Source organism: Flavobacterium johnsoniae, from assembly GCF_001879205.1.
Taxonomy (GTDB): Bacteria; Bacteroidota; Bacteroidia; order Flavobacteriales; family Flavobacteriaceae; genus Flavobacterium; species Flavobacterium johnsoniae_A.
Map to the genome: position 1 here is coordinate 517,268 of NZ_MLFK01000006.1, position 26,772 is coordinate 544,039.

The following is a 26,772-nucleotide window of genomic DNA, read 5'->3' on the forward strand; positions in this document are numbered from 1 at the left end:
CCTTATATTTATTATTACCAAAAATGGTATTTTGTAGTAAACTGCTCATGATTAAATTTTGTAATTAAACTGTTGATTGTCTTTAGAAAGTGTCTCCTATTACGTAAAACAATTTGTTAGTATTCTCATTTCTTTAATTACTCACTTTTGCTCGTTTAGTATCGTATAAGAATGGAATTATTTTTTATAAAGAAATTTAATTAGATATTGCTATAGCCTGATAATCTCTGGCATTACTTTTTTGAATCCATGTAACACCGAAATCATTTGAGACATAAATATATCCTCCCGATACGGCCGTTGCTTGAATTTTACCATCTTTCGACATATCCATACAAGTATAATACAAGTTGTTAAATGTGCTTGTATTAGCCGTCCATGTAACTCCATAATCAGAAGATGTATATATGTATTTATTTTGTGAAGCTATTGTTTGGTATTTTCCATCAACACTCATTGCAACCTTTGGAAAAGTGAAGTTTCCGTAAGCTGTTTTATTTGTCCATGTTGTACCGCCATCATTAGAAACTCTTATAGTTCCACCATTAGAAATGGCTATTATAAATTGTCCATCGTCTGAGCAACAAACCGACGAAATAATTCCTTGACCTGTTATTGGCGTCCATGTAACTCCGTAATCAGTTGATCTGTTAATTTGTGCTCCATCAATATTCGTGGCAAGCATATACTGCCCTGTACCACTCACAAAACAATCACGTCTACCACCAGTAACCGCAAGATTCCAAGTTACACCGTAATCAGTTGATAGGTGTGTACTTCCAGAACTTGCAGAAGCCAACATATATTGACCATTATCACTCATGGATACGCAATAATATGTTGTTGCTGCTAAAGTTGTATTTGCAAAATTTTTACCAAAATCAGAAGATAATACTACACCAGAGTTGTAAGCAAGGAGAACATATTTTGTTGTTTCAGAAACGGCAATACCTCTTGTAGATGAAATATAACCACCACTTATAAAACTTACGCCATCATCAAATGATTTTTGATAATTATTGCCGTAAGCACCTACCATAATAACACCTTGATAAATTATTGTGGCTCCGGTTGCTGTTTCAGCAATAGCTAAATCACCATCAGGTGCACCAGCATTTACAGTTTTTAAGTATGCTGATACTGTTAATTTTGCTCCTGTCTTAATACCTGAAAAACTACTGTCATTACCTAAAGTCTGCCCTAATTGATTGAGTAAGGGAGCATAAAATGATTGCAAACTGTTACAATTTCTAAGGAGTCTGTAACCAGTTACGGTTGTACATTTTGGTACATAAACTTTCTCCAATAAAACACAATCCTCAAAAATCCCTGTATTACCTCCTACAGAGGCTGAATTTAAAGTTGTTAATTCAGGGAAACTGAATTCTTTGACTTTGTTCATTCCTTTAAAACAAGCCTCTCCTGCTATTTGTAATTTGGGAGCGATTACAGCTGCTAACTTTTGATTATTAAAAAACACTCCTGTGCCCATTGTTACACAATTTCTTAGCTCCGATATGAATTCTAAATTTACAGCATTAAAAAAAGCATAGGTGCCAAGTCCTTCGATTAGATAGTCAGTATCATAGTAATATGTTAGTGCTGTTACACTCATGAAAGCACCCACTGCTATTGAGTAACGACCTCCGGTTACTGCAAATTCAATATTATCTTCAATTATTTTAAACCCTTTTATTCTTGAAGCTGGCACGCCTAATTTAGAAGCGACCAAAGCAGGTGTATTGATAATTGAAGCAACACCCCCAATAAAAGTATTTGCCCTATATTTATTATTACCAAAAATGGTATTTTGCAATAAGCTTCCCATACTTATACTCCTAATAATAAAACACTATTTGTATTGCCTCTTTTTGTAAATGTGAAAATTTGTTTTTCGGCAGTTACAGCAGGTGTTCCAAACAACCAGGTGTGCGGAGCAGTAATAGCCCACGTTACATTTACTCCCGGTAATGTAATGCCATTAAAGATGAAACTTTGAGGTAATGAAGCAGGTACAGTAATAGTACAACTAGTTGTAAATAAAACTGTTTTTCCATGCCAGTTTGATTGGATAGTCTGACTTGTACCTACTTCTAATTGATTTGCAATATCTTGCTTATTTGATAAATCAATATTTCCGTTTCCAACAATTGATTCTCCATTTACTGTTTTAAAATTATCAGAGGTAACTAAAGTTCCGCTTGTTGAAGGAAAATTTAGATCTAAATCGGTTTGTACATCCGTATTAAAACGAATGGTCTTGTAAGCATCATTTGTTCCAATCGCTAATTGATTAGGTGCAGTGGTGTATACAGTTGATCCACAAGCACCTAATATGATGGCTCTTGGATGCTGGTTTCCGGCTCCTGCATAGTAACCCAAAGCAGTAACCATTTCTTGTATCGTTCCATTACCTGCATTTTTCCCAATAAAGGTAGATTTACGACTTAGACCTGCCATTCCGCCAGATCCTACCTGAACAGCATCTTCGCTTTCGGCACCAATAAAAATCTGCTTGCCTTCATCGCCAATCCACATGTTTTTTGTGGCAGAATTGCCTGTTTCAAGAACAGATTGTAGATCCTGCTTGCTTGCTATGGCTTCGCTGAATTCCAATTCTCCATTTTGGTTTGTTATTAAAGTTTTATTAGGTGCACCTGTCTCTAAATCAGATACTTTTATTCTATTGTGATTTGTTGTCTCCATTTTTTTTTAATTAGAATTTTATAATAAATGCTTTCGGAATTACCGATTGCTGTCTGTTTTTAATACTTTGATTGAATAATTTTAGCTGATTATTGAACTTTATAAAACATTTTTATGATTGATTCAGAATATGATAGAAAAACTATTTAGCATATTCGGCTTTACATCTTTAACGGTTTGTCAAGTTCTACTTCAATTATTTACTTCTTTATACTATTATGAGTTTACCATTTATATCGTATGGTTTTGATAAATCAAACTCGTAAATACTGCTGGTGTAAGAGCTCCAAAACATTTTTAAACCGTCAAGACTAAAATTAACAGCATAAAAGTTAGCTGCTGGAATGACCGTCGACAAATTAATTGAAGCAGAAGTATTTGCTCCAGCTAATTCATAAGGAGCTTTTAATGAAATTTTCATAACGGATCTTTCCCCAACTAATTTTGGGTGAAATATTGTTTTGCCATCAGGAGTAAAAACAAATGAATTAGCTGAAAAATTGATGCTTTGTGAAGATACAGCAGTATTCAAATCCCAGGGTGTAGTCAATAAGTATTTTGTTAATGAACTTCCTGTATGATTAAAAAAACTCATTCCATCTGGTGTAAAGGCAATTGTATTAGTAATAATTCCAAAACTCTTAAACCCTAAATAACTTGCAGTGCTAACATCCCAAGGAGTAGATAAAAGGTAACTTAAAACAGACCTAGAAGTTGTACCAGATACAAATAATCTGGTACCATCAGGTGATATATAATGTCCTCTTGGCTGACTTTCTCCATTTTGATTTATTGCCAAAGAGCGGTTCAAGTATACAGCAGTACTAATGTCCCATGGTGTAGACAAAGAATATTGAGCTACTGAGTCAGGACCATTATGCAGCGTAAGGTATAATCTTGTTCCAGTTGGATTGAAAGAACTATACATCTGAGTAGATAAATTTGTTCTATTTTTTCCTCGGTAGTATATTGTAATTACTTTAGACCTTCCAAATATTGTTTTTCGTAATCCCATAATTATAAACCTAAAATCATTATTGAATGCTGACCCTCGTTTTGCATGAATGTAAAAATCTGTTTCTCTCCTACTGTAGGAGGTGCTCCAAATTCAAATGTTTTAGGAGACGTAATAGACCAGCTTAATGATGTTCCTATTTTTGTGATTCCCTCAAAGCACATTCCTGAATTAGTAAATGAATTAGGAATTGAAAGCGTTCCTGTACCATTAAACTTTACTGTTTTTCCGTGCCATGTATCTTGAACAATTGCAGGTAATGTTACATTGATTTGATTTGCAATATCTTGTTTGTTTGATAAATCGATATTTCCATCTCCAAGAATAGATTCTCCATTAATAGTTTTAAAATCTAAAGAAGAGGTTATATCATTAAACTCTAATTCGCCATTTTCATTAGTTATTAAAACTTTATTTTGCTGATTCGTTTCTAAATCAGCCACTTTTATTCTGTTATGGTTTGCACTCATAAGTTATTTTTAGTTAAAATTTACATTCTAAATATATCTCGCCAGTTTCAGCGGTTATCGATAGTACAGGCCTGTTATTTGAACCAGGTGTGGAAGAGTCTTTATCACCATTAGAAATTAAGAAAAAGTTATAGGATTGTCCTGAAACTAGTAAGTCTAATTGAGAAGGAGTCAGATTTATTTCGTTGTATGCTGTAGAATTAATTGGAACAGAAACACTATTAATGAATGTAGTTGAATCCCAATCGTTCCAATCCTGAAGTTGAAAAGCTTGATTTAATGGGATCAAAATATTTGCAGCAAATAAATTAAAAGTCAATGCGTTACCAACTGTATTTTCGGCAAACTTAAATTTTATTTGAGCAGATTTTGGCTTGATGGTAATTGAAGAAGTATCAATAATACCCCTATATCTATTTACGTAATATAACAAACTATCTGCACCTGCCCCAATAAACGTATTATCGATATGTTGTAAATCTGCAGCAGGTGCGTCTCTAGATTCGCTCCATGATGTGGCTCTTTTTTCAAAAATTACAGATTTTACAGCAGCTAGAGATAGAACAGAAGGAAGTGTTGTGACAGTTAAAACATTACTATCACTTGAATTTCCTGATGCATCCTTCGCTTTTATATAAAAATCGTATGCAGTAGATCCTGACAAACCTGTGATAGTATAACTAAGTAGATCAGCTGAAGCTGAGCTTAGTAAAACTCCATTTTTGTAAATGTCGTAACCCGCAACTATTCCATTGTCTGTTGATGCAGTCCATGATAATAGTAGTGAATCTGGAGTAATCGAAGACACACTTAAAACTGGACTTGTAGGAGGGGTCGAATCAGCAATACAGGTTCCTAAATTATTCGCATAAATTTGAGCATTATTTTCCAGCCAGACAATGGCTTGATTATTTGCATCAATTATACTTTCAGATGATACAAATTGATTAGCATAAGCAATAAGTTCAACTTCAGTACCTGTTTCTCCCGCAAAGCAATTATTTTTTGCAACAGTTTTAGTTTGTTGTGTATTATAATATCGAACGGCAGGGGGGCAAATTGTTGTGTTTAAGGACGGTGCGAGATAATCTGGATCTGTGGTTACATTAGGTTTTATTTCTCCAGTTGGAGTATTGTCATCAGTATAGTACTTTTCTAAAAAAGCAAAAGACATGTATCCTGTGTTTTCCATATTTTTAATAAGTTATTACAACCTTTGCAGTTGATTGGTTATTAGAATAATTAATGTAGCCAATAGGAGTAACTTGATCTATTGAGAGTTGTTTACCCTGTACTGAAATATTTTTTGAAAAATTTAACTGCTGTACTTGCTGGCCTTCATCATTTATAATGTCTTTATCGACTTTTGTCATTGTACCACCAAGGAATGTGGTAATTTCTACATCAATATTTCCTGTGGCTTTTAAATCCCTCCAAACTCCAGCCATTCTAATCTGAACATCATTCAAATTAGAATACACTTCTTTCACTTTTTTAAAGTTTATTAAACAAGTTTCCGCCCCAGTTACATCTCTTTTATCTCCGCCCCACATAATGTAAGAATCTTGTGCCGTCGCATTAGCCGGAAGTCCGTTTTCGAGTCCAAACCCTACCCATATATTATCTAATGTGGTAATACCTGTATTTATAAAACCTGTAAAAGTATCTAGATCAATACCAGCGCCAGGAGCCCATTTGTATTTAATTACCATATAATCAAAAGGCAATAATGTTGTTGGCGGTTCTAATACACATGAAGGATTTGCTCCACGCCATGCAGTAGGTCTAATAGTGCAGGTTCCAAGATTGTTGGCATAAGCCTGAACATTTGCCTGAAGCCATGATTGAGCTTGTTCATTAGCATCGTCAATACTTATTGGCGACACAAATTTATTGGCACCGGCATTTAAAGTGACAGGATTTCCGGTTGTTCCTTTCAAACAATCATTTTTGTTAACCGTTAAAGTTTTTTCGGTATTGTAATAAACCTGTTCACCTTCTACCGGAGTATAACTGTCTAAATATACAAAGGGTTTATATGTTGTGTTTTCTTCCATACATTATGTTTTAGTAAGTAATAATGTTGTTTTTTTGTTTTCTAAAACCATTAAAAAAATATTGAGCAATTATTCTTATTACAATGGTTTTGAAGGCCAAGCAATAGTTGTTAAGTCATCGAGATCAGTTAAGTCTCTTAGTGCCTGTCTGTAATTTTTCCACTCTGTTTTTTTCTCTTCAGAAAGAGGAGAATCTTCTACTTGTGTCCAGTCGCTTTCAGTTAATAATATATTTCTGGTGGTTCTTAAATTTTCCAGAATATCATTTTGGTTCTGAACGAAAGCAGAGTAGGCATGTTTACCATTGATTACTTTGTAATTTTTAGATAAAGCCTGCTGCCATTCTTCTTCGCTTAGTTCAATATTGGGCTGCGGAATATTTTCATGAATTTCTTCTACATAAAAGCCTGTATATTCTCCGTTTTCGTTGTATGTTCCTTTGTACATTGTTTTTATTTTAAAGTTTTTATTAATTAATAACCAATTGCAAACATGTATCCAGTACTGCCATCAATAATTGCATTATAGGATGTACCTGTAACATTATAAACATGATTAAAACCTTTATTTCCTGACGAATTTCTATACGTAGAGAGAACGATACTGCCTACTCTATTTGGAAACGCAATAGGGAAAGTATAATTAGTAGAACCATTCATTATATAATCCCATTGTAATATTAAGCCGTTACTAAATTTTTGATATCCTCCCGTTAGCGGGATAGCAAAAGGAGCATGCCCGGCATCATAATCAGAACCTGTAGATGTCGTAACAGAACCATCTGCCATTAAATATTGATTAGAAGCTCCGCCAGTTTTAATAAAAGCGTTACTCTCAACAGTTTCTGTAAAGGTTTTATTTCCTTTAATCGATTGATTTGTAGTTAAGTCGACATATTTGGTATTCAATTCAGGATCTGTTAAAGAAATTGGACCAGCATACCAATAATCGACTTCAATATTACGATTGCTTATTGGTGCAGAAAATTTAACAATTTTACTGCCGTCAACGATAGAATAGTCTTTGTTTTCTCTAAGCAGCTGACCGTTTTTATATATTCTCGCGCTGTATGTTAGAGGTGTTTCTTTTAACGTAATAGTGTCACTATTAAAAGTTAGTTCACTAAAATTTTCTTTGTAAGGAATGGATGCCTTACCAAACATTGAATCAGAATCACCAGATGTTGGATTGATATTCTTAAACCAATAATTTACTTCTATGTTTCGGCTGGTAATTATTCCAGAAAAAGCAATTACTCCAGTATTATGATTTAATGCATAATCTTTTTTTTCTTCTAATAGCTGCCCATTTTTAAATACTTTAACGCTGTTTTCTATAGGCTGATGCTCTAATTCTATTGATAAACCCGTAAAATCGTCTATAAACTCTTTGTAAGGAGCATAGCAGTTTCCGGAAAGAATTCCTGAATTTTGAAAAACAGCTTTTAAAAGTGCCGGAGTAATATAATGTTCGTTTGATGTACCAGCTTCGACGATTTGAAAATTAGCTTTGTCTTCGTCTTTATGAACGAAACTGTCAAAGATCAGATCAAAGTCACTTTGCGTTGGTATATCCTTGTCCTGGAATTTAGTGCGAATATCATTTCTGCGTGTTGTTGCCATGTTGTTTAATTTTATTTCTTGCTTTAAATTTTATTGTTTAGCTTGATTTAGTACCAATGAAATAACTTCATTGGTACTAAGTAGAATTTTAAAGAGTTAAGATTTTTTCTTCACTGCTGAACATTCCTGATGAGTTTTCAGAAATTAATTTGAAATGATGATAAATTCTTTCACCATTTTCATTTTTAATAATTAATTCATCTGTAAAAGAATTTACACTTTCCAGCGGAAGAATGACATCTTTTAAGTTAGAAGAAATCTCATGAATCTTTTCCCAGTTTCCGGAACGGGTCATTTTATATAAATGATATTTACCATTATGAACTGTTTTCTTCCAATTGAAAATCACTGGTTTTAAAACCTCTGCATTTGCGCCGCTTACTGTTCCTGATGCTTCTAATTGAGGCGATTCTGGCGAAATAGTATCAGCAATTACTGTAGCTGTAATTTTTGAAGGCTGTGAAGGCGCATAGTCAATAGTAATGATAGGATTTTCTTTAGTCGAAGCAGGATCTGCATATTCGATTTTTCTTGAAACCGTAATTCGGTAGAAAAGACCATCGCCAAACGGAACAAATTCTAAACCTTCAAATTCGTCATAAACCGTCCAGACATTGTCAAAATCTTTAGATAAAGTATCTTCATCAATTAAAATTTCTTTAACCAGTGTCATCGTTCTTATCGATTGTGCATCCAGCATTGTAGAGGCACGATAAATATTGATTTTTCCAATTTTATATTCTGGCTGATAAGCATTTATTTCAAACTGAATCGAAGGCTTAATTCCTAAAACCTGATTCTCAAGAATTGGCATTATTCTCTTAATTTCCGGTGTTTGAGGCGGATTTGAAGCTACCAGTTTTACAGGTCCTATAGGATCACTAAGTTCACTGAAATTCATCTTAATATCCATTTCGCGAACCGCATAGAAATAAATACTTTGCGAATTTCCATCCAAATTAAAATCAGTAAACTGTGTTATGTTCTCAGCTTCATTAACGATTTTCATCATGGGTGCAATGTCAAAATCCGGATCGGTTGGTTTTAAGGCATGACCGTTTTTATCTTTAATAGTCTGCTTTTTATTGTTTGGAACATAATTTTTGTCTTTAATGTATTCATACACAACAGGTACTTCTGTTAACGGAACATAGGCTGATTTTATCGCTTCTTCAATGAAATAAGATGCTAATACAGGTTTTTCAACTCCTTTTGAAATTATTGCCTTATTAAGCGCTGTTAATGAAGTAATTTTAGGCTCTTTAAGATCTGGATTGGTTTGTGCCTTATTATGCCATTCTATAAAATCGTTAATTAAACCTATAAATTCTTTATTATCCGGTAATGGAAATCTGTATTTTGGGCCAGATCCATTTTCAGGAAAGGTTTTGTAATTACTATTAGTTTCAAGGTAATTAAAGTCTAGAAAGTTTTTCCATCTTTGCTCAAAATCAGGGGCTTCATTTCCTCCAAATTTATTTAGTTCTTCACGAATCGTATTAACAGTTTCTGTTTCATACAAAAGATTCAGAAAATCTTGTTCATTAGCTCTATAATGTAATACTCCATAAGGTTTACGTCCTATTTTGTATTGAGTAGTAAAAGTAAAAGTCGAACGATTGTAAAAATCAGGTCTTGTGGCATATAAATTATAACCTTCTGTAATTACAGGTTTTTCGGCTTTTTCAATTTTAACCGCATACATCGGACTAGGAATACTAATTTTTGATTTGTATTCGAAAGTTGGTCGAACAGCACGCGAACTAATTCCGAAAATAGAGTAGTGCGTACTTTCGTCTGCTCTTGGCTGAATATTTTCTTTAGTAATTCCAGCAGCTTGATCTTTATACAGATATACTTTATAGCTAGGATAATAGTTTACTTCTCGATCTCCAACAATGATTTCGTCATGGTTTTCATCCATTATTTGATTTACATAATCTCCTAATTTGAAATCGGTATCGTTTACATATAAAACTAAATTTCCAGTTTTACCAATATTTTCGGTTCGAACAACTTTAAACTCTTTTCTGGTTTTTACCGGAACCGAAACTCCTTGCTTAACAGAGCTTTTCGTAAACAAACGAACAATACCATTCGACCATTCTACTGAGTTTTCGTTTTCTGATATAAACTGAGGATGCTGAGGTAAATTAAAATTAGAAAAAGTGATTTGATATAAACCCAAGTGTTTTTTCTCAGCCAATTTGATTGGTTTTTCATCTTCTAATTCATATTGTCCGTCTTTATCCATTTTGTATGTATCTTCCAGGACCCTTTCGATCTTGGCAGTTTCCCAGATTCCTCTGGTTTTTTCTACTTGCAGCTCTTTAGTGTTTTCGCTTTCAGGCTGAATGACTTCACGATGAATCTCATTTAAACTTGCAGGATATTGAACTTTAAAATTAATTTCCGGTTTGTGCCAGTTAGTGTCTGTTAACATGTTTTGAACCAGAGTACACAATTTACTTTCAGGCATCTCTATATCTCTAATTTTGTCAGAGTCTATTGTAGCATCTCCATCAGCATGAGCACTGTCACTTACTTCTTTTTTAAGTACTGTTATGTTCGCATAATCAAATTCGTCAGGATCCTGAGGCTTTTGTTTTGGTTTAATAACAACATTAATATCCTGAATCACATAGTTTTGATCACCAACGGTTAAAATTCCTCCGGTAAATCTTGTTTTGTTGTTTTCGGTTAATGTTACTTTAACTTCTTCACCGCTGCTAAGAACTTTATATCCTTTAATTTTAATAATTGAAGTAAGTTCATTAGAATTATCAATTTTTTCAATTTCGCCATATTCTACCTCAGGAAGTCCGTCTTTATAGTATAATTTAAAATGATCTGCGAATATTTCTTCACTATCAGGAAAAATACTGTCTTTATTTTGCTCTGCTTCTTGAACAGACATTTCTGAAGGAACAGTATAACTTACTAATTCCTGAGCCGAATAATAGTCGAACAAAATTCTAATTAATGTTTGATCGTCTCCTATAATCTTACCAAGACGTTCTTGTTCTGTTTGAGAGGTAAACATCAATGGGTTTTCTTCAGTAACTAACAATGTGTTAATACCAGTTGGAGGCATTAAATTGTTTGCAGGTTTAATTTCAGATTCAATACTGATTTGTCTTCCGGCTGTTGCTCTTGAGAAAATATTAATACCATATCCTTGATAGATATATGTTTTTTTACCTACTTCTTCCTGGCGGACATTTAAAATGGATTTACCAGAGTCAGGAATAATAATTGGAACAGGTTCATAACTTGATTTGTTAAGATCATTGTCGACATTATAGTATTCTAAATCAAAGGATAACTCTGGTTTTCTCCAGTCTGTTTCACCATCAATTTTAAAGTCGACACCTAGATAAACTGGAAATGTAAATGTACTTCCATCATACTCTAATGAAGATTTAAAAAAGTCATCACCATTCTTAGATGTAATATCATAATCCATCACATCATCCATAAATAAACTTACATATCTTTTCTTTCCATCAAAACTATATCCATTTGAATCTGTAATTGGAGCATTTTGAGTTTCATCGGAGCCTAGGTTTAAACCTGGCTCAATTTTATTTAATTGAACTGGCAGAGAAAAACGTTCTGTGGCTATAGAAGTTGGGATGCTCATAGAAAGATGCTGTACTTCACGCGCTCCCGCGCCATCTTCTAAATCACCAAAAGTGGTATATTCTGTTAGATAAACGTACTCTCCCGAAAGAACTTCATCGTCAATATCAATGAAACCTAAACCTAACATACGTGCGACATGATAGTCGTTTGCAGCGATATTTAATAAATCAAGGTTTGATATTTTCGTTGCATCATCTTGTTCTTCTCCTGGTTCTTGTTCTTTGTTTGCCTCAAGATCTCCAAAATTGATAGAATCTAAAGCAGTTGGATCATTTGGATTTTCACTTAATTCGATATAACGTTCAACGATTGACTTAATGTTTTTGTCGCTTTTATCACCTGGAACGGTTGGTCTGTTCCATTTTTCTTTATAATTGGCAATATTTACATATTCGTTATCATTGTATTTTAACCATTTTCCGTGCACTGAGTTGATTTTTGGTTCTAATTGTTCAAAAACCTGAATATCATTTTTGCTTAAACCATATTGTCCTTTTAGGTTCCAATCTCCGTTAATATTGGCATGAGTAATAAAGTCAGAGTAATACTCAAAATTGATAGAACTCAAAAGACAGTTATTAGCTTTTAATCGAATACTTCTTCCATTTTCAGCAAGTAAACGAATATTGTTTACTTGTGTTGAAGAATAGGTTTTACGATTTGTGACTCTTTTGGCAGCAATAATAGTATTCTCGGCAACAGATAAAGTTTCTAACCTAACATTGCTTAAAGAGGTTATAGATGAAAAGTTTAATTCAGCAGCAAAAAACAGTTCGGTTTTATTTTCAATTTCAATCAAATTGTTCCCATACGCTTGTAAAAAAGCAACAGGATTAACTAATGGATCTATACCAAATTTAACCAGTTTATATTTTTCTTTATTTTGAAATGTAACATAAATCGATCTCTTTGAATCTGTTGTTTTGTAAATCCACAACGCTTTTTTGTTGTCCACAACATTTGGCCTCTGGCTTAAATCTAAAGTATGGCTTACTTTGCTGTACGGAGCCCTGTACACTTTTACAAAGTCTTCCGGTTTATTAAAATTAATCTTTTCACCAGTGTATAGGCCTCCCTTTGGGAGATGGTTTTTTCCTAATTTACCAGCCAGAAGCCATCTAAGATGAATTCCCATTGTACTGTCAACCCCTTTCGAACCTGCCGCTGCAATTTGCAAATAAGTAGACTGCAGATTTGTTTTTCCTGAAGTAATATCAATTACAGATGATTCTTTACCAACTCTAAAACTGATGCTAAAACCGTAAGGATTTTTAACATTGTTTAAAATAATTGGAGCAGAAAAATTTCCAAGTGATGCAGGTTTTCCTTCAATTAGAATCGCTGCTTCAATTTCTGCCGAACCTGGAATTGTAACAGCATTTTGAAGTTTAAAGGTTAAACCATTTAAGCTGCCCTCGCTGTGTATTCTTGTTCCGGCACTTAAAGAAAGAGGAATTCGGCTTTTGTTTCTAAGAACCAAAGTTCCGGCTTGCTTACTTATTTTTTGATCTTTCTTTAAAGCAGGATAATCAATTTTGTTTTTAACAATACTTACGTTCGAAATACAGCCTATTTGAGCAGTAGTTAAATCAGCAGCAAGTTTATTTAATTCTGTTCCTAAAGTGCCAAAATCAGGAACCCTAATATAATCTGAATCCAGAGCCGAAAGTTTATTCTCTTTTAATTTAGGTGTTCTTCCTAAAAAGGTATTTAAAGGTGTGGTTAATTCCTTAATATCCTCTGCAGTACTGGTCACACCGTAAACAAAAACCTGTGATTTTAGATTTAAATCAGTGAATAAGCCTTTTAAAAATTCAGAATTATTTACCTGAATACCATCGGTTATAACGAAAACAATATCAGGAGCTACAGTCAAATTCTTGGCGGTTTGCAAACCAGATGCCCAATAATCAGACTGGATAGTAACTTTACCATTGCCATATAGATTAATCCAGCTTAAAAAATCTTGCTCGTTACCGGCAATTTTTTTCTGAATAACATTATCGGTTCTGACAGCTGTATCGCTGTCAGACATTCCGATTAATGAAAGTGTGATTTTACTTTGAGCCTGGGAAGTAATAAAGGCAGTAAGTCCATCTTTAATTTGCTGAGCCTCATCTGGGTTTATAGAACCAGATTCGTCAACAACAATTGCGATATATTTCTCGCAGCCTGAAGATTGATTTTCTACATTGAAATTAATTTTAAACCCATTGGTATTATTAACATTATTAATAGCAATTAACCTCGAAAGATTACCAATATTCAATGGAGTTCCTTTTACAGAAAGTGGAACTTCTAATGTTGAACCCGCAGTTATAATTACCGTATTTTTGATAACAAAACTTAATCCCTGCAGAGATGCTTCGCTGTGAATTTTTGTATCAGCAGTAAGCGTAAGATCAATGCGGCTTTTATTTTTGAGTACCAAACTTCCGGAATCACTATTGACATAACTTCCAGCTTCTAATTTTGGATATTGAATTTTATTTTCAATAATATCAACATTAGCCATACAACCAATATTGGCAGAAGCTAAATCTGCTGTAAGTTGAGTTAATTCATTGTTTAATGTTGTAAAATTGGATAATTCAATATAGTCGGCTGAAAGTAAAGAATTTTGGTTTGTTTTTAGGATTGGCTTCTTACCTAAAATACTTTCTAGAGCAGATTGTAAATTTACGAATTTGTAGGGAGCAATACCATATTGAAGACCACTAACACCATAAATAAAGATATGAGATTTTTGATTTAGATTTTTATAACGATTTGAAAGAGTATTTAATTCATTGACTTGTAAACCATCAGTTATTACAATTACAATATCAGGTGTTGTATTTAAATTATTTACAACGTCTAAGCCTGATGCCCAATAATCAGATTGGGCATCTATAGTTGGAGCTCTGAAATCACGAATCCAGTTTAAAAACTCAGTACTGTTGTTTGAAATTCTTTTTTCAATAACATGATCAGATCTTAAATTCGCATCAGTATGAGACATTCCAATTAAGGAAAGTGTAAGATTGCTTTGAGCTTGAGAGGTGATAAATGACGTTAAACCCTGGCGAATTTGCTGTGCTTCGGCTGAATCAATTGATGCTGAATCATCTACTACAATTGCTATATAAGTTTCGCAGCCTGAAGTCTGGCTGGCTTGAAGATTTATAGAACTCATTTTTTATTGTTTTTTTAAAGATTTATATTTTCTGATTCTGCTTGTAGTTGTACTTGTATATCTTGCTTATCAATTGATGAAGTCAATACTCTGGTTTCATTTAAAGCGATTACTTCGTTATTCCACATTCTGTAATCAAACATGATAGACAGATTAGGCTCTACAATGAATTTGTCATCATGCATTATTAATACCTGTGCATAATCTTTTGAATGCAATACTTTGTAAGCATCTTTTTTAGTGTATTCTTTCTTTTCGCCTTCTGTGATTGTTACCACAGAAATAGTATCCTGAATTTCTTTCAATGGTATTTTCGGAATATTAAATGGCTCCGGATTACGAATTAAAAGTGCTATGATCTTACCTGTATTGGTATCAATAATTTTATTTACCTCGGTATTTTGAGCCGGATCAAGAGGAGACAGTTTTAATACTCCCTCAATGGCACGGTCAAATGAATGCTGATATTTTAAAATCATTGCATCACTTAATGCGTTTACTTCAGTTTTTGCAGCAACTAAATGATATAAGGCGTCAATTTGTTCCTGATTAACATTTACATTTACATCAAACAGGGCTTTACGTTCTGTAGCTGTATCAATGTTGTAACTCTGAATTTGTTCTTCAAAATTTTTGTAACGAGAAGTCTGGAATCCGTATTGATGTACTAAAACATTTTCTTTTTCATCTACTTCTTTGTTTTGGTTAACATCAAAATAATTATTAGCTAAAACGGTATATAATTTTGAAGGTTGTAAATCAGTTAGTTTAACTTCGTAGCCAAGAGATTTTGGTTGTAAAGGATCGCCCAGCAGTTTGCACTTCATTTCCGGATGAGCATTGATAAAGTTATTGACCAATTGAATTCCTAATGGAATTCTAGGGTCGTTATCGCTTACCCATTTTGCATTTTTTTCTATTGCTCTTGGATAGTTCACTGTTACTGTTCCTTCTTCTGGAAGAGGATAAGGAATAAGTGTATCATTTAGAGGGTCTTTGATAATAAGATTCAATGATCCCTGGATTTCACCTCTCTTTTCACCATAATCTGACCAGCCTTTAAACATATGATAAACATAAGGACTTGTAAAAAACATCGAGATCTTACATTGCTCATTACCATAGAATACAGGTTTTGATTGCAATAAACTTCCATCAGCGTTTGGATAAGAACGGTTGTAATCCAGATATTGTCTTAACGATGTCAATGGTGATTTTGACAAATCTGTCAATTCATTCTTTGCTGGTGGCAGCTCACCTGGCAATACCGGTTCAGGAATAGGATCTGGTACAGGAAAGTGTCCAATAGGGCCTAATGTTTTAAATCCATAGAAATAATTAAAATCTGTTGCCTTTTTCTCATCTACTGTATCAGTTAGTTTAAATTCTAAGCAATATGTCGTATTAGGTCTCCAGATGGGCTGAACAGTATTTCTTACTGCAGCTTCCATTGCTTCTCGATTTTCTTGTACAGCCTCGATTGAAGGAATTGTCGTGTTATGGAAATAACTTTCTTTACTTAACCATTCGATACTTTGAACGCTGGTTGTATAGTCTAATTCAGGATCTTCATCAGCATATCCGTTTGAACAAATTGTATCATTAACCGTAATTAATTTAGAATTTTTAGTCCCTTTGTTATAAGCAACATTGGCAGTTAAAGAAAGTGCTGTTAAACTTGTTGCTCCAGTTGTTAGTGCTGATACAGAAGTACTCAGCGTAACATTTTCTGCGGCATATAAAGAACAGTTATCAAACTGATTATTAAACAATGAGAAATAAACTCCTTTTTCTTTTGGTTTAGAGGAAAGCATCAGGATTTCATTTGCGGAAGGTTCATTTTGGATATGAATAATCGATGCATTTTCAATCGTGGTTCCTCTTTTAATTAATCTGATAAGTTCTAATGCTGAACCAAATACAAATAAGTAATCTTTGTTATAGGCTATAATCGAGTTGTCAGCCAAAGTCTTGTTAGATAAGTAAATTGCCGAATCGAAAATGGTATCTTGTTTTACAATATCTAATGAGTTTCCTGTAATTTGAGCCAAACCAAATTTTCCGTTTGAAAATTGAACAGTTACCAGAGTTTTTCCGTCTGTAATAATCGCATCGATAATTTCAGATACAGATGCATCAGAAAGTACTTTTGTATCGGTTACAGAAATTGCTTTCGTATTTGTGTTAAGATTGAAACGAATGATTTTTTTGTCTTTCGTAATCAGACTAAATTCAGTATCATTATGCTGAAGAACTTTAATTGCTGTTCCATTTATTTTTACACGCTGCATAAGAGCACGATCACTTCCGTTAATCCAATTAATTTGTATTTCATTTTCTAAAGTATTTATCCAAAGCAATTCATTATTAGCTAAAGGCAATACTTTGTTAAACCCTAAAGAATAACTGTTTAGATATTGTACACCGGTAATTAAACTCAGTTCGTCATCCAGTTCAATAAGAGCCATTGCATCGATAGAAGATTCACACCCAATAATAAAATCAAGATCAATAATTGCTTCTCCAATTCCTTTGCATTGAGCTGCTTTTAGTGCCTGTGTTATGAGTAATTTTCCATTTACAACCTGCATTGAGGTAATAACTCCGTTTAACAAACGTTCTCTTAAAATAGCTCCATTTGAGTTAATTTGCAAAAGCACTGTTGTATTGGCCTGCGGATGGAAAGAAATAATATAAGTATCGTTGTATTTAACCACTTTATCAAATGCATACAAATCTCTTCCTTTGTATCCGTAATAACGTGTAAAAGTCAATGCGTTTGGTGTTTCTTCCTGGATATTATCATTTCCGGCATTAGCTTTTAATTCGTTCAATTTTGCAATTAGCAAATCATACTTTTCAAGATCACGAGGTCCAGACATTTCGAAATCTCCATTTGCGCTTGTATAAGTAGTGTCAAACAATGCTGCAATTTGGTTTCTGATATCTTTAATTTCTGCTGCTTTTGCTGCAATTGGCGTAATTACAATTTTGTCGATTTTGGTTTTAGAAACAACATCAATTTCATTATTGTATAAAGTTATTTCTTTTAATAACTCCGCTTTTGTATAGGTTAATTCTTGAGAAACATCTCCGGCAGCAGTTTTTCTTATATCTACAATTTCGTAAACAGGCAGTTTAGCTCCTTCTTTAATAACTGAAGTATAAGCCTTTATTTTTACTTCTTTGGCCTGCGTCGTAAGTTTAAATACTGGTTCAATAGCCGATTGAGGAAAAATAATCTCTAATTCATTATAGTTTTTGAATGCTAGTGATTTAATGAATTTATGAGGATTTTTTTCTCCGGTAATACTCATGAAATCGCCTTCTATAACTTGGTTATTTTCCAGGACTTCCGGAACTTCTCCAATTAATTTAAAAAACAATCCGTCAATTTTATCAGCCGTGTATTGTGTTGGAACATAATAACGTTGTCCAATTTTTTTTCTAAGGAAATCTGTATGTTCTTTTTTAATTTTATCAGATGGACAGAACAATTTTGAAGGTGTAATTCCGAATTGTTCCGGTACATGCCATCCTGGTTCTCCTGAGCTTAAAAATGAAAAAGGATCTGTGGCTAAAACACGAATACTGTCGTATTGGTCAATTGCTTTCTGCCATTGTGCCCAAGGTAAATTTGTGACTTTACTTCGTTCTTTTTGTTCTACAACAGCTTCAAAAGGATGATAATCTTCCCAATTAGAACCATTCCATGATTTTAAATCAATCGATTTAATTTCATATCTATGTTTAACCTGACGAATTGGTCTTCCGGCAATTTTTTCAACCGGTGGCATCATATCTGTATAGTTTTTAGCATCCCCGGTATATCCTCCAATTTTGTTAAATAATGATGGATCTGGTAATAAACCTTTAGCCATTTTAATATCGATATAAGTATCCAGCGGAATTGTATTTGTAATTAACTCTGCTTTTGGCATTCCGTTATAAAATTGAGCTTCATTATAGCCTTTCTCTTCTGACGTTTTGAAATAATCAAGAGCAAAAGCCTGGTTGGTAAGCATATGAACACCTTTTACATTTTCTAATGTTCTGTTATCCTGATCGTCTCCAAATGTTCCTTTAGGAAGCGGGCTGTATGGGGTACGATCCACAATTCGGTTAATATCCCATTGAAGTTCTACCACAAAGTTTTTTCGAACTCTTACAAAAGCAATTTTTACACGAACACTTAATTCCAGTTTTGCATAAATTAGGAATGGCCTAAATGACTCAACTGAGAAAATGGTATCCAGGGCAATTTCGACATTAATAATCCAAAGTTTAATTTGAATACCGCCGCCAGCACTAATATAACCCCCCATTTGCGGACGTTTGAACGAAATTTTTCCGCCTAATTCTAAATATGCCCACAATTTTACTTTAGCCGGACCAAAGCTTTTTTCGAGTTTAAAGTCTAATCTGGCACCAGCCTCGATTCCCTGAGCCGAAAGCATGATAAAAGCCTTAGCAGAAAATAAAGTAAGGATTCTGGCCATGATTGGGTCTTTTCTGGATCCAATATTTACATACCAGGGTTTTTGGTTTTTAAAGAAGAATCCTGCCTCTAGTAAAGCATGAAGCTGGAAGATTTCCCCGCTGTCTTTAGGAATACTAAAATCTGCTCCGGCTGCCAGTTCTAACGAATCATCTCCAAATGCAACCATAGCAAAGAAAGGAGGATTGCTAGGGTCATCTTCAATAAGACCTAATCGTCCGGCAATAACATTTAATCCTGCTTCGATATAAAATAGGGTAGGAAGAGACAATAACAGCATGGCTCTTAAAGACAATACATGCCCGCCATCGGCAATGGTTCCAAAAGTAGCTCCGGCTCCAATAGAGAATGGCGATTTATACTGCATAGAGTCAGGCGGGCCGCTAAACTTATCGGTATTAATTCCAGGCTTTGGATGTTTGTAAAACTCATACCAGGAATTATCTTTATTTAATCCTGCAGCCTCTTTGGTTGCTACGTATCTATATCCTAACAAACCTCTAAAAGCAGAAATAGCAAGAAATCCTAACGGAATAGGTGTAGGCAGTTCGATATAAGCATTGACTAAAAATGCAGGATACTTAGGCATAAAACGCATGGCAACACCACCGGCAATTTTTGCTTTAGGCAGTTTTAAAGAAACCTGGCCTTTAAATTCTTGAGATTTTCCAGGTTCAGGAAGCGAAACCATACCGTTGATGATGGCCATTGCAGATGCTTCTGTAGCCGTTCCCGGAATGATTAAATCAACTTTTATGGTTTGAATTCTGATAAACGAGTCTTCGTGGCCTTCCTCTGTACAGTAATAGTATTTGACACCTTCACCACGAGCATCAACTCCAAGCGGATTAATGCTGATAGCACCGTCAAAACCAAAGAAATTATATTTACGTCCGTTAATTTGGGTAGAACCAAAGTTTACGTTTGTAACCGACATTTTAACCGGACCAAGCTCTAATGAAAAGTTGATAGGAATTGGGATCGAACCTCCTTCGACCTCAATACTTCCGTCGCTGTAAATTCGAAGTTTTTCAATGTTAATTCCTTGTCCTTTCATTAATCGCTGCATGACAACGCTAGGGAACGAAACATAACATGAAGTTCCTACATAGTAATCTTTATCTTCTTTACCTAGTTCAAAACTGTAAAATTCAAAATCAACAAGCTTAAGTAAATTGGCACGAGGAGCTGTTTCTTTAGGAAAAGAAGCTGTAAGATTAAAATCGCCGTCATCGTATAAATGTCCTTCAAGAATGGCACTAAAAGGCCTTTCGGGTTCACCTTCTCGTATTATCTTAAGTTTTTCAAAAAGTAATTTTCCTTTAATATTAGAACCAATTACTTTGTTTTGTTTAAATGAAATATCAAATTTGTTGAAACCAATTTTGAAACCTTTTTCCGGAGAGCCAATGGTTTTCCAAAGTGTATTATCTAAATTTAATTCTGATAAAAAACTTTGATATTCCTTAGCATTACCAAAATTATAAGTTGTTGAGGACTTAATAGTGGTAGAAGCTAAGTTAGAAAGTGTTGTCAGAGATAGGGGATAATCAAAAGCATAAGGTTTTCCTTTGCTGTTTAATTCTTGTAAAAAGACAATTAAAGAGTCATAATCAGTGATTTCTTCTTTATTTACAACACCATCTTCATCTCTATCGAACATAGAGATTGGATAATTGAAATTGAACTTGTCATTAAAGTAATTAAATGTACTGCCCATACTTCGAACGGTCTCCAGGTAAATATTTCCCGAAAGACCGCCAGAACCTACTAATAAATCTGAAGCACCAATTCGTAGTGTTTTGTTTTCATTTTCAGGACTTGTTTTAGGATCATGAAACCATTTTGAAGGCAGTGTAACCGAAACGGCGCGGGCATAAACTCCAACGAAATCATTAGGACGCCCATCAGCATCTGCTTCAGGAATATTGGTTTTCTTACTTAAATCGACTTTTAAAGTATCTAATTGAAGAATTAAACCGGTATTACCAATCATCGCAAATGTAGAAGGACTTAAACTTCCTCCTAATTCCAGCTGATAACCAATTCCGGCTTCAGTATCAGCATATAATTGTGCTTTACCAAATACAAACATTGATTTAGCACTGGGATCTATGTAAGGACTACCGTCTCCATTTATTGGTCTTAATACATTTTGAGGAAACTCAATACCTGCACTCAAGGCTAATGTAGCTTTGGCTTTTGGAGTAATGATTCTTTTAATATGAGCTTCGATACCATCTGGAGCAATGATATTATAGAACTCCTGCAGTTTTTGCTTCGTTGTGTTTAAATCTTCATTTAAAATGTAAGTCGCAAACAGCAATAACGGAATTGTCTCTGTAATAACCGTATTGGTGTTGATAAGCGTGATTATGCTATTAATAGATTGTTCAACACCTTCAGGTAGTTTTAGTTTTTGTTCTTCAGGAAAATTCAAAAGCCCGTTAATATCATCTAAAAGCGTTTCATATTTTGTTTTTCCATCTTCGGCTTCAACAAAAATGTTCAGCATGTGGGCTACGACCTGTTCTTCGCTGATGCGGAAAACCTGCAAGCCTACAGAATAAAAATCTTTTACCGAAAAGGAGAAATTGCTGGAACTGAAAGTCTTGAGGAAAGCTAAAATTTCCCACTGATATTCTAAAGTAATAGGGAATGAGGAAATCGTAGAATCTCCATCAGGATCTGGATTAAGAACAAGTCCTAAACCAAATGGCAGTGGAAGAGCCAGTCTTTCGCTGGTAACGATATCAAGGCTGTAAAAAGCCGAGTCACCGCGGTATCCTTTAGAATATTGTAAGTTTTTGTAGTGAATTTTATCAAAGATGGCATTTAAACCATTTTCGACAAACGATAAAAATTCAGGTAAATCGTCTACAGTAATTATCTCCGATAGTCTCGGATAATATCTTGCTGCAGGAATCGGCACCGCAGGAATAGGATTAGTTGGCATATTCTAATGTGTTTTTGACTTTAATTTTGTTCATATTCTGAATGATTAAATTGTAGTTGCATCAAACCAATCTTAGCATTTAAAGGCATAATTTTTTTGGTTAGTTGTGTAGTTAATCTGCGTTGATTTATCCAAGGTTGATAACACTTTATAAAAGTTTTTTTTTAGGATTTTTAGCACTGTTTATTCCTTTTGATAGTGTAAAGATCAGCCTAAATAAGGGGTTTAAAAAGCAGGTGCTTAGTGGTTTAACACGGGTGTTCTGGGACTTTACAGAGTTGTAAAGTAAGTGGGTGGGGAATTAAGTTTTAACTTTGAAAAAGTAAGTAAAAGAGCTGGAGACTAGTGTTTTTTAGTTTCCGAAATATATTCCAGATAAGAATTTCCTGTGTGAAGAATGCTGTTTTTTTTAGATTTTTTATTCTTTGAAGTATTTAAAGAATTACAATAGAAATCAAAAAAGAAACAAATGAAGGAGTTTCTTTTTTGACTTGATTGTTAAATTGAACAGATCTCTATCTTATAGTTTCTAAATAAATAGCTAAACTATTTAAACGAATTAGTTTTGACTTATTTTGTCCTTTTATATTAGTTGAATCATCGTATGTAACAGTATTTACAAAAACAAAACTAAAAGAAGCTTCAGATGCTCCAAATGTTCTGGTATTTAATTCATCACGTAAATAGTATGTAGCTTCTCCATTCGTTGTAACGCCATCCTTTATGTTTTGTGTAAAAAAACTTAAAGTTGACCATTGGGCTAGTGCTAAATTAGAATTTTGTATTTGAGTTATAAAGGCACTCTGGTAATTTTTTAATCCATTATTTTTTAATCCTGAAAATTCGATTATTTTGACTTGATTAGTTGTAGAAATACCAGTATAGTTGGATGAAAAAAGACCATTATTTATTTTTAAGTAAATTTCTGTTTTAGCATCTGTTGGTTCAATATTTCCTAATGATGGACTAGTTGTTGAAAAATAAACTTCATTAATAAGATTTAATCTTAAAACTGAAGAATTTTTAATACTTCCAATCTTAGTGTTTAGTGAAGTGGATTGATTGGTAGCTGATATTGGTCCACTTATATTTGTTTGGATAAGGCCTGGTGTTTTATACGGAACTAACACTATTTGATCTGCAGTTGTAAGTATTCGTGACCGAATCCCCAAATTTGTTTCCCATAACTGACCATTTTCGTCACGTTCAATAGCTCCATTTTGATATGGGGATGTTAAAGTACCATTAGGAATAATCAATGGAGGAATATCTTTAGTACCAGATCTCAATGTTACTTTATTAGAAAAATTCCAGGCTCCGGAAATAGTCTGGGTTTGAGACTTAACCCACTGCCACCAATTAAATAATTTCGATCTGCTTACTATTTTATTGTCTTCAGAGATAGAAGTGTTAATCTGCGTTTCTGCATCAGACGCAAGATTTACGGTTTTATTATTAATCATATCTTTTAATACTTTCCCTTGTCTGGCGTCGAGGGTTTTACCTTCGGAGGTGCAGTCAAGGGCATTGTAGTTTTCGGTTTGTAGATTGTTTGCATCGCTAAACTCTAATTCACCATTCAGGTTTGTTTTTAAGATTTTGTTAGGTTGATTTGTTTCTAAATCTGCCACTTTAATTCTGTTGTGATTTGTACTCATTTTTAATTAATTATTACGGGTTTAAAAATTACAGGCGTGTATTCAGTTATTTTAGGGGAAACCGTAATTGATTCGGGATGTACAAAGACAGCCTGAAAAATTATTGTTTTAAAAATTGTGTTAGTGGCGTCACAATAGGTTTTTATTTTACCAATGCTGTAAAACAAAGAAATAAGGTTTGGATATTGGCTTAGATATAGCCAATAGTAGAGCAGGGAAACTTATGGATTAAGTTTCCGAATTGAGGTTTTTAAAATGTGATTTTTTGTTTTTTCGCTTTAAGACAACTCAAAGATTTTTTGGTCTTTGAGTTGCTTTATTTAAAACATATTTTTCACGAGCGAGTAATAAGTAGGGATGCTTCGCACAGCAATTTTGAACACTTTGTAGAGCTGGTGCAATTAAGCTTTTCAACACAAAACAGCTTTGCGTTGACGAGCGGACGCTCGCACCAGTGGGAGATATTTATTTAGAAAGGATTGTATCCTTTTTTTACCATGTCTACATGTACCTTTATGAAATCTGATAAAGTCCTTTTTAGACTTGTAAAAGGCAAAATATCATTTCTGGTTGGTAAATGAGCTTGGTAAACTGTAGGGTTATCACCTTCATCTAAATAAACATATAAAAATTGTTCACCTGGGTTGTGAGCATCAATAGCAAAAAAAGGTCTTGTTATATTTCTATTATAATCTGATAGCCATTCCCTAACTTCTGTTTGTAAAACTTCTTGAGGATCACCCAAATAGTCTAAAACATAACAATATTTACCTGCAAGAAACAATAATTCTCTAAGTGCTTGTGGAAATAAATTACCATTATTATAAAATTGTTCTAAATTTTCTATTTCTTCAATAGAAATTGGCTCTAACGTTCCTTTGTAATCTTGATCGTTCGGATATGCAGAAGGATTGTCTCTTAAATATTTTAAAAAGTTTATTTCCATATTTATTGTTTTATTAATTCTGACAACTGGTTGCAAATCCGCGCTATCGTTGCGGAGCTATATTTGCGCGATCGGGTTACAGAAGATTCGATTATATCCATATCTAAAAACATTTTTCATAATCGTACAAATTTTGTATTTACGAGCGGGACGCTCGTGATAGCGAGGGAAAATGTGCTGATATAAATGAAAAGACCCAAAATATTCAGGAATGGTCTCGCCAGCAGTGTATGTGTCTTTAAGAGGATCTAAATTCAAGCCATTCAATCAATAATAATTTTAAGTCATCCATGTGGATTGTTTTATGCCCGTCAATCCAAAAGTAAGGAGTGATAAAATTGACATCAAATACTGATAATTCTTCCGCACTATCAAGAAATGATGGATCGTAAAGCTGATTATTTTGTATTAACTGAAGTGTTTCTATTAAATGATTAATAACAGCTTTAGGTAAAAATTGAATAATATTTAGCCTTGTATAATTACCACTTGCATTGCTTGAATCTAAAATGTATGCCAATTCATTAAAAGCCCCCATTTTCTTGTAAAATTTTAAATTTAGCTCTTCTTGTTTCTTCATATTATTATTGTTTTAAGGATTATACTGCTTAACAATTGTCATCAAAGATAAATGATTTACCTGTAGTGTTCCTGTTACCCCGATCGCGCAGATTTACTCTCAATCGTTAGCGCGGATTTGCAATCTGTGCCCGCAACAGTAATATAAACAACAAATCATTAAAACAAAAGTCACACAAATTAATGCTTTTGTATACCTTACAAAGAAAACAAACCAATCTTTGCGGGCACAGATTGCAAATCTGCGCTATCGTTGCGGAGCTAAATCTGCGCGATCGGGGAAAATTTGCTGATATAAATGAAAAGACCCAAAATATTCAGGAATGCTCGCGCCAGCAGTGGCAATAAAGTTATTCTAATTCAATAAACAATTGGTTGTTGTTTTGAATGCTGGAAGCGCAAATTTGTTTAATAGCATTATAAACAGGTAATAAATTTTGCGGAACATTGTTTTCTATTAACAAAAGTTGATTTTTAAATTCTTCTTTTCGTTTGCATTCCCATTGTCCATCATACCACCCTTCACATTTGAAATAGTTATGCATTACACTTTCTTTATTGTATTGAGCCGATGGAATTAATGATAAAACTTCATTAAAATGAAATTGAAGAATCTTAACTTCAAATATTACTAAGTTATTACTTGTTTTTTCATTTAAAACAATACTTAGCTCACCAGTATATTCGGAATACAAAAATCTATTTTTTGCATATTATTTTACTTTAAAGTGACTATCATTTAATATTTTTATTTCTAATGGAGTGGCAGTTCCTAATCGTTGATTCGTTATTGCATCATAATATAAGTGTCCTCTAATCCAACCCTGCTGGCGCGAGCATCCCGCTCGTGCACATGCAGAAGATCAATTCATATCAATTCAAAAAACATTTTCAGGCAAGTATTCAAACTTTTGTCCAGAACAAGAAATACTTTACGTTCACGAGCGGGATGCTCGCGCCAGCGGGAGAACTCATATTTTAATACCTGTAATTAATATCCATATCATAATTATTTGAAGCCCAAGTACCTTGTAACATTTGAATTAAAACATCTATTATTCTAATTAATTCTGTAACCGGAAATGGATTTCTACTGTATAAATACTTAAAATCTTTATCATCAGTTTGAATTGATTGTAATTCGGAAACTGATATAAAAGCCCCTTTATTCTGTAAAGCTATTTTAACATTTTTCAAAATTTGAACCATCGTCTGTTCTTCTTCTATACTTACTAAAATTCTCTTCCAAGGAAGAGTTAAGTAACCACTTGCAACACCATTGATAATACCTTCGTGTCCGATAACAAATAAATTTTTATTTATAAAAGTGTACTGGGGGTTTTTAAGTTCTTCATGAATATAGTATATCATTAATTGCATAAAATCTTCCGCAATGTTGAAACCTTTACCATTTTGGTATTGAATAAATGCTGATGCCATATTAT

Annotated in this window: 15 protein-coding genes; all 15 read right to left on the minus strand. The window is 33.7% G+C overall.

The window, feature by feature from the left end; genetic code table 11:
• Positions 1-196: 196 nt before the first annotated feature.
• The 15 genes from BKM63_RS11390 to BKM63_RS11460 all read right to left on the minus strand — a co-directional run bounded on the left by BKM63_RS11390 (position 197) and on the right by BKM63_RS11460 (position 26,767).
• Positions 197-1,828, minus strand: coding sequence for a leucine-rich repeat protein (locus BKM63_RS11390; RefSeq protein WP_071636698.1), 1,632 nt, complete (start codon positions 1,826-1,828; stop codon positions 197-199).
• A gap of 2 nt (positions 1,829-1,830) precedes the next feature.
• Complete coding sequence (locus tag BKM63_RS11395) at positions 1,831-2,706, minus strand: hypothetical protein (RefSeq protein ID WP_071636699.1); 876 nt, start codon at positions 2,704-2,706, stop codon at positions 1,831-1,833.
• Between the two features lie 208 nt (positions 2,707-2,914).
• Positions 2,915-3,634, minus strand: a complete 720-nt coding sequence (locus tag BKM63_RS11400) for a YncE family protein (RefSeq protein WP_123907066.1) — start codon at positions 3,632-3,634, stop codon at positions 2,915-2,917.
• A gap of 89 nt (positions 3,635-3,723) precedes the next feature.
• Positions 3,724-4,191 (minus strand): hypothetical protein, encoded by a 468-nt coding sequence (locus BKM63_RS11405; protein WP_071636701.1) that lies wholly within the window; start codon positions 4,189-4,191, stop codon positions 3,724-3,726.
• 13 nt (positions 4,192-4,204) lie between these two features.
• Entirely contained in the window at positions 4,205-5,383 is a 1,179-nt protein-coding gene (locus BKM63_RS11410; protein WP_071636702.1) for a DUF5977 domain-containing protein, read from the minus strand.
• Positions 5,384-5,387: 4 nt separating this feature from the next.
• Positions 5,388-6,248 (minus strand): DUF5977 domain-containing protein, encoded by an 861-nt coding sequence (locus BKM63_RS11415; RefSeq protein WP_071636703.1) that lies wholly within the window; start codon positions 6,246-6,248, stop codon positions 5,388-5,390.
• Positions 6,249-6,326: 78 nt separating this feature from the next.
• On the minus strand, positions 6,327-6,695 hold the full coding sequence (locus BKM63_RS23440; RefSeq protein ID WP_083572220.1) for a phage tail assembly chaperone: 369 nt from the start codon (positions 6,693-6,695) through the stop codon (positions 6,327-6,329).
• Positions 6,696-6,721: 26 nt separating this feature from the next.
• Positions 6,722-7,870, minus strand: a complete 1,149-nt coding sequence (locus BKM63_RS11425; protein ID WP_071636704.1) for a gp53-like domain-containing protein — start codon at positions 7,868-7,870, stop codon at positions 6,722-6,724.
• An 88-nt stretch (positions 7,871-7,958) separates the two neighbouring features.
• Positions 7,959-14,690 carry a VWA domain-containing protein gene (locus tag BKM63_RS11430; RefSeq protein WP_071636705.1) on the minus strand — a complete coding sequence of 2,244 codons (6,732 nt, stop codon included), beginning with the start codon at positions 14,688-14,690 and terminating at the stop codon, positions 7,959-7,961.
• A gap of 14 nt (positions 14,691-14,704) precedes the next feature.
• The gene (locus tag BKM63_RS11435; protein ID WP_071636706.1) at positions 14,705-22,144 is read right to left on the minus strand and encodes a hypothetical protein; all 7,440 of its coding nucleotides are present in this window, start codon (positions 22,142-22,144) and stop codon (positions 14,705-14,707) included.
• Positions 22,145-22,659: 515 nt separating this feature from the next.
• On the minus strand, positions 22,660-23,802 hold the full coding sequence (locus BKM63_RS11440) for a hypothetical protein (RefSeq protein ID WP_071636707.1): 1,143 nt from the start codon (positions 23,800-23,802) through the stop codon (positions 22,660-22,662).
• Between the two features lie 469 nt (positions 23,803-24,271).
• Positions 24,272-24,748, minus strand: coding sequence for a hypothetical protein (locus tag BKM63_RS11445; protein WP_071636708.1), 477 nt, complete (start codon positions 24,746-24,748; stop codon positions 24,272-24,274).
• A gap of 238 nt (positions 24,749-24,986) precedes the next feature.
• Entirely contained in the window at positions 24,987-25,328 is a 342-nt protein-coding gene (locus tag BKM63_RS11450) for a hypothetical protein (RefSeq protein ID WP_071636709.1), read from the minus strand.
• A 349-nt stretch (positions 25,329-25,677) separates the two neighbouring features.
• Positions 25,678-26,022 (minus strand): hypothetical protein, encoded by a 345-nt coding sequence (locus BKM63_RS11455; protein ID WP_071636710.1) that lies wholly within the window; start codon positions 26,020-26,022, stop codon positions 25,678-25,680.
• 283 nt (positions 26,023-26,305) lie between these two features.
• Complete coding sequence (locus BKM63_RS11460) at positions 26,306-26,767, minus strand: hypothetical protein (RefSeq protein WP_071636711.1); 462 nt, start codon at positions 26,765-26,767, stop codon at positions 26,306-26,308.
• Positions 26,768-26,772: the final 5 nt, after the last annotated feature.

Bases quoted from the DNA above. Each gene is read 5' to 3' on its own strand.
- BKM63_RS11390 (WP_071636698.1), bottom strand. From the start codon at position 1,828: ATGGGAAGCTTATTGCAAAATACCATTTTTGGTAATAATAAATATAGG.
- BKM63_RS11395 (WP_071636699.1), bottom strand. From the start codon at position 2,706: ATGGAGACAACAAATCACAATAGAATAAAAGTATCTGATTTAGAGACA.
- BKM63_RS11400 (WP_123907066.1), bottom strand. From the start codon at position 3,634: ATGTATAGTTCTTTCAATCCAACTGGAACAAGATTATACCTTACGCTG.
- BKM63_RS11405 (WP_071636701.1), bottom strand. From the start codon at position 4,191: ATGAGTGCAAACCATAACAGAATAAAAGTGGCTGATTTAGAAACGAAT.
- BKM63_RS11410 (WP_071636702.1), bottom strand. From the start codon at position 5,383: ATGGAAAACACAGGATACATGTCTTTTGCTTTTTTAGAAAAGTACTAT.
- BKM63_RS11415 (WP_071636703.1), bottom strand. From the start codon at position 6,248: ATGGAAGAAAACACAACATATAAACCCTTTGTATATTTAGACAGTTAT.
- BKM63_RS23440 (WP_083572220.1), bottom strand. From the start codon at position 6,695: ATGTACAAAGGAACATACAACGAAAACGGAGAATATACAGGCTTTTAT.
- BKM63_RS11425 (WP_071636704.1), bottom strand. From the start codon at position 7,870: ATGGCAACAACACGCAGAAATGATATTCGCACTAAATTCCAGGACAAG.
- BKM63_RS11430 (WP_071636705.1), bottom strand. From the start codon at position 14,690: ATGAGTTCTATAAATCTTCAAGCCAGCCAGACTTCAGGCTGCGAAACT.
- BKM63_RS11435 (WP_071636706.1), bottom strand. From the start codon at position 22,144: ATGCCAACTAATCCTATTCCTGCGGTGCCGATTCCTGCAGCAAGATAT.
- BKM63_RS11440 (WP_071636707.1), bottom strand. From the start codon at position 23,802: ATGAGTACAAATCACAACAGAATTAAAGTGGCAGATTTAGAAACAAAT.
- BKM63_RS11445 (WP_071636708.1), bottom strand. From the start codon at position 24,748: ATGGAAATAAACTTTTTAAAATATTTAAGAGACAATCCTTCTGCATAT.
- BKM63_RS11450 (WP_071636709.1), bottom strand. From the start codon at position 25,328: ATGAAGAAACAAGAAGAGCTAAATTTAAAATTTTACAAGAAAATGGGG.
- BKM63_RS11460 (WP_071636711.1), bottom strand. From the start codon at position 26,767: ATGGCATCAGCATTTATTCAATACCAAAATGGTAAAGGTTTCAACATT.